The sequence below is a fragment of the Streptomyces sp. NPDC059456 genome, assembly GCF_042750055.1.
GTDB lineage: Bacteria > Actinomycetota > Actinomycetes > Streptomycetales > Streptomycetaceae > Streptomyces.
On sequence record NZ_JBHYVA010000606.1, the window covers coordinates 1 to 5314 of the forward strand.

A 5314-nucleotide genomic window follows, 5' to 3' on the forward strand; every position below is an offset into this window, starting at 1 on the left:
CGCCGGGAGTGCGGGGGCGGGCGCAGGTACAGCTGCGGGTACGGGTCACTCCGTGCCGGGGAGCCAGCCGCGCTGGACCGCCCGTACGCCGAACTCGAAGCGGCTCGCCGCGCCCAGACGGGCCATCAGGCCGTTCGCCAGCCGGCGGGCCGTGCGCGGGGAGACGGCGAGGCGCTTGGCTATCGCCTCGTCGGTCAGGCCCTGCGCGAGCAACTGGACCACCGTGCGCTCCTGCGGGTTGAGGCCGCCCGTGTCCTTCTCCTCGACGGCGCCCAGCGGCCGGGCCCCCGCCCAGATGTTGTCGAACAGCGCGCACAGCGCCGTCAGCGTGCCCTCCCCGGTCAGGACCACCGCTCCCGCGGCACTGTCCGCGCTGCTGACCGGGATCACGGCCGTGGACCGGTCGAAGACCATCATGCGGGTCGGCAGGTCCGGGGCGGTCCGCACCTCCCCGCCGTTCTCGGTCAGCCACGTCGCGTACGTCACCGTGGTCTGGCTGTTGCGCACGCTGTCCTGGAACAGCGAGCGCATCCGCACCCCGCGGCCCAGCAGCGCCCCGTCGTCCGCCTTCGAGGCCTCCAGCGTCTCCGGCCGGTGGCCCCCGCCGGGGGCGAAGGTCATCAGTTCGCTCTGTACGCGGTGTGCCAGACCGGCTATCCGGGACCGGATGGCGTCGAGCCCGGTCAGCTGCTCGACCCCGGGGCCGGAAGCGGCCGGGCTCAGGTCGGCGAACTCCGCGATGAGCTGTGCGGCGGCCGCCCGGGACGTCTCGATCTTCAGCTGCTGAGCCGCCAGTTCGGCCTGCTGGCGGGCCATGAGGAGTTCCATGCCGACATCGGGCGAGACCGCGCGGAGCTCCCCGGCGTGCTCGTACGAGGGCCGGATGAGGGCCAGCTCGCTGAGCAGGTCGAGGCTCCGCCGGATTTCCGAATCGGGCAGCCCGAGATGGGCTGCGAGTGCGCTCACGCCGTCGCGCGGGCGCGCGAGCATGGTGCGGTAGACGGCCTCGGCGGTCGTGTCGAGGCCCAGAGTTGACAGCACAGCGGTTCCCCCCGTGTACACCTTGTCCGTCAAGGCAACCGGATCATCGCATGCCGATCCCGGCTGCGGCCAGCCGGGAAGGTTATGTGGACGGTTCCGGTCAGGGACCCAAAAGGCCAGGTCACGAACCTGTGATCCGCCCGGATCCTGGGGAAGGGTCGGGTGTATGTATCTCGTACACGCCGGCCTCCGGGCCCCCGCGGCGGGTGGTCAACTGCCCCCGCGCATCGGTGAACTCCTCCTGTCCGTGGCCGGAAGCCGGGACGCGGTGGAGCACGTGACCCCGCACCCGTACGCGCAGCCGGATCCGGTGCTCGGCGTCTTCGTGCTCGCGGACAACCTGGACGAGGCGGAGCTGCGGACGGAGTCCCTCTGCCGGCGTGCCCTCGAAACGCTCCCCGAACTCGGCGGCTGGAGCCTCACCCGTGTCGGCGTCCCCCTGATCGCCCCCTACTTCGAGCGCGCCCTGCTGTCCCCTTCCGGCCTCGCTGGCCGGAACGGTCCAGGGCCGATTCCGTCCAGCTGAAAGCCCTTCCACCCACTCTGACCTGCGACGAAAGTAGTGATCGCCGGAAGGGAACACCGCCCCGAAGGCACCGGACGAAGCGTCACCGCGGGACGCGAGACCGGATCAGTCACTCATCCCAGCTTTCGCAAAGGACCACTCCCATGCTGCGCACCCACCTCGTCAAGGCCGCCGCGGTCGCTTCCCTCGCCTTCTCCGTCGCCGCCGTCACCCCGGCCTTCGCCGGCCACGGCGACAGCGCCGCCACCCGGGTCACCGCCACCACCGCATGGGAGACCGCCCCGGTCACCCTGAAGACCACCGCCTGGGAGTAGCCGGCCCGCCGCCCGCCGCGGCCGCCGCACTTCACCGCCCCACCGCCCCACCGCCCCACCGCTTCACCGCCCCACCGCTTCACCGCCCCACCCCGCGCGCCGCGTACGCCGGCCTGACAGCTGCTCCTGCAGGGCAGCCGTCCACCCGCCCGGTGCGCCCACACACTTCCGGCCTTCGACAGGCCTGCCTGCGAACCCGCAGCGCCACCACACACGTCTCTTCACGCCACCTGGAGCTTCGCCATGTCCCGCAGCACCCTGAAGACCACCGCCATCCGCCTCTCCTCCGCCTCGGCCCTGGCCGTGACCGTGCTCACCACGGTCGTCGCCTCCCCGGCCAGCGCCTCGCCGCTCACGGACGGCATCTCGGCCACCGCCAAGGCCGAGAACGGCAACGGAGCCTGCGCCCACGGCGGTTACGTCGGCGGCCCCAACCAGTCCAGCAGCTGCTACGGCGGCACCACCACGGCCCACGCCTGGTGTGCGGACTTCGCCGGCTGGGTCTGGGCCCGCAACGGGGTCACGGGCCTGTCCACCCTGGACGACCGGGCCGCCAGCTTCATGGACTACGGCAAGAAGTACGGGACGCTCTCCAACACGCCGCACGTGGGTGACGCGGTCGTCTTCAACTACAACGGCAGCGACTACGCCGATCACGTGGCCCTCGTCACGGGGCTCTCCGGCGGCACGATCACCATCACCGGCGGCAACCAGGGCGGTCGGCCGGGCCACGTCAGCACCAACAACGCCACCAGCTTCAGCGTGGGTTCGGCCCCGTGGGGCGGCCAGCGCATCAGCGGCTACGTCTCGCCCGCCGGCAGCAACACCCCCACGCTCCCCAACCCGGCCGGGCTGCCCTCCGGGACGCTGGTGAAGTCGGCGAGCGGCCCGCAGGTGAAGGTCATCATCAACGGCGCGGGCGTTCCGGTCGCGGGCTCCGACGTCACCCCGGACAAGTACGACCTGAGCAAGATCGTCATGGTGGACGACACGGCCTTCCGGGCCCTGCCGAGCGCCCCGCCCTCCGGCACCGTGGTCCACGACCAGGCCGGCGGCGCCGAGCGCTACGTGATCGTCGACGGTACGGCGCTGCTGATCGGCGCCGAGGACTGGACCGCCGCCGGGTACAACGTCCGTCCCGACATGGGCGTTCCGACCGCTTGGCTGCAGAACGCCGCGCAGCGGCAGCTGACGACCGGCATCGTGGTCATGGACCAGACCGGCGCCGACCCGAGCCGCTACATCATGGTCAACGGCGCGGCCCTGCACATCTCGGCCTCCGAGTGGACGGCCGACCACTACAACGAGCAGACCCTGATGGGCGTCCCGGGCCAGTGGCTGAAGTCCGCCGTCGCCAAGTCCCCTTCGACCGGCACCGTGATCATGGACCAGTCGGGCACCGACAACAACCGCTACGTCATGATCAACGGCGCGGCGGTGCACATCTCCGCCTCGGAGTGGACCGGCAACGGGTACGACCAGCAGAGCCTGATGGGTGTTCCGGGTGAGTGGCTGGCCTCCGCGGTGTCCAAGCAGGTGGCCAACGGCTCGATCGTCAAGGACGCCTCGGGTGCCAACTCCACCGTCTACGTGATGGCCGGCGGCGTCGCCGTTCCTCTGACCTACGCCGACTTCACCGGCCTCGGCTACGACAAGCGTCCGCTGGTCGGCACCCCGGGCGAGTACCTGGCCTCGGCCGCCGCGAAGGCCGCTCCGGCCGACGGCACGATGCTCCTGTCGCCCGACAGCAACACGGTCTGGCAGATCACCGGCGGCAAGAAGAAGGCCATGACCGCCGACCAGTTCGGCGCGGGCAAGCTCAGCTTCGACGACGTGGTCGGTGTTCCGGCCGCCTTCACCGCGAAGTTCCCGACCGTCTGATCGCCGCCCGTCCGAGCCGCCCGGTCCACACCGGCCGGGCGGCCCGGGCCGGCCCGGGGCCCCGCCCCGCAGCTTCCGCCCCGCACCCGCCGCCCCGCACTCGCCGCCCCCGCAGCCGCCGACGCCCTGGCCTGCGCCCCGAACCCACCGAGGAACACTCCGTGCTGTCTGCCGCCCGCAAGAAGTCCGCGCTCGCCGTCACCGTCACCGCTCTGGTCGCCCTCGCAGCCCCGCTGCTCATGACCACCACCGCCTCGGCCGCCTCCGTCTCGACCTGGGACAAGGTCGCCCAGTGCGAGGCCAGCGGCAACTGGAGCATCAACACCGGCAACGGCTACTACGGCGGCCTCCAGATCTCGATGTCGACGTGGCGCGCCTTCGGCGGCACGCAGTACGCCGGCCGCGCCGACCAGGCGACCAAGCAGCAGCAGATCCTCATCGGCGAGAAGATCCTGGCCGGTCAGGGCCAGGGCGCCTGGCCGTCCTGCGGTCCCGCCGCAGGCCTGGGCGCCGACCACGCCAACCCGTACCCGAGCGCCCCGACCTACCCGAACCCCGCGTCGCTTCCGGCCGGCACGCTGGTGAAGTCGCCGGGCGGCCCGGCCGTCAAGGTCATGATCGACGGGGCGGGCGTGCCGGTGGCGGGCTCCGACGTCACCCCCGACCACTACGACCTGAGCAAGATCGTGCTCGTGGACGACGCAGCCTTCAACGGTCTGCCGAGCGCCCCGCCGGCCGGTACCGTCGTCCACGACCAGGCCGGTGGCGCCAACCGCTACGTGGTCATCGACGGCGCAGCCCTGCCCATCTCGGCCGCCGACTGGACCGCCGACGGCTACAACGTCCGCCCCGACATGGGCGTTCCCACCGCCTGGCTGCAGGGGGCCACCCAGCGCTCCGTCTCCAACGGCCGCGTGGTCATGGACCAGACCGGCAGCGACAACAACCGCTACGTCATGGTGAACGGCTCTGCGCTGCACATCTCGGCCGCCGAGTGGTCGGCGAACGGCTACGACGGCCGCTCCCTGATGGGCGTCCCGACCGACTGGCTGCACTCGGCCGCGATCAAGCAGCTGGCCAACGGCTCGATCGTCAAGGACGCCTCGGGTACCAGCCCCACGGTCTACGTGATGGCGGGCGGCGTCGCGGTTCCGCTGACCTACGCCGACTTCACCGGCCTCGGCTACGACCAGCGTCCGCTGGAGGCCGTTCCGGGCGAGTGGCTGGGCTCGGCCGCCGCGAAGGCGGCCCCCGCCGACGGCACGATGCTGCTCTCCCCGGGCAGCAACGTCGTCTGGCAGATCCAGGGCGGCAAGAAGCGGGCGATGTCCGCCGACGAGTTCGGTGCGGGCAAGCTCAGCTTCAACGACGTGGTCGGCGTTCCGGCAGCCTTCACGGCGAAGTTCCCGACCGTCTGAGCACCGCGGCCCGGCGGCACGACGCGATCGGCCCCCCCGCCCCCCCCCCGCGGCGGGGGGGCCCCCCCGCGGGCCGCGGGGGCGCCCGGGGCGGCCCCCCCCCCGGCGCGCGCGCCGGGACGCCGGGCGCCGCG

The 5314-nt window shown here is 72.4% G+C and carries 5 protein-coding genes; 4 read left to right on the forward strand and 1 reads right to left on the reverse strand.

Annotated elements, in window-relative coordinates; genetic code table 11:
• Nucleotides 1–45: 45 nt before the first annotated feature.
• Entirely contained in the window at nt 46–1041 is a 996-nt protein-coding gene (locus tag ACFXA3_RS34530) for a LuxR C-terminal-related transcriptional regulator (protein WP_385193561.1), read from the reverse strand.
• Between the two features lie 166 nt (nt 1042–1207).
• Here ACFXA3_RS34530 and ACFXA3_RS34535 point away from each other — a divergent pair, with 166 nt between their 5' ends.
• From ACFXA3_RS34535 to ACFXA3_RS34550, 4 genes are all read left to right on the forward strand, one after another.
• Entirely contained in the window at nt 1208–1567 is a 360-nt protein-coding gene (locus ACFXA3_RS34535; protein WP_385193564.1) for a hypothetical protein, read from the forward strand.
• 143 nt (nt 1568–1710) lie between these two features.
• Entirely contained in the window at nt 1711–1881 is a 171-nt protein-coding gene (locus ACFXA3_RS34540) for a hypothetical protein (protein ID WP_385193567.1), read from the forward strand.
• Nucleotides 1882–2124: 243 nt separating this feature from the next.
• Nucleotides 2125–3762 carry a CHAP domain-containing protein gene (locus ACFXA3_RS34545; RefSeq protein WP_385193570.1) on the forward strand — a complete coding sequence of 546 codons (1638 nt, stop codon included), beginning with the start codon at nt 2125–2127 and terminating at the stop codon, nt 3760–3762.
• 161 nt (nt 3763–3923) lie between these two features.
• Nucleotides 3924–5180 carry a transglycosylase family protein gene (locus ACFXA3_RS34550; protein ID WP_385193573.1) on the forward strand — a complete coding sequence of 419 codons (1257 nt, stop codon included), beginning with the start codon at nt 3924–3926 and terminating at the stop codon, nt 5178–5180.
• The last annotated feature ends 134 nt before the right edge of the window (nt 5181–5314 follow it).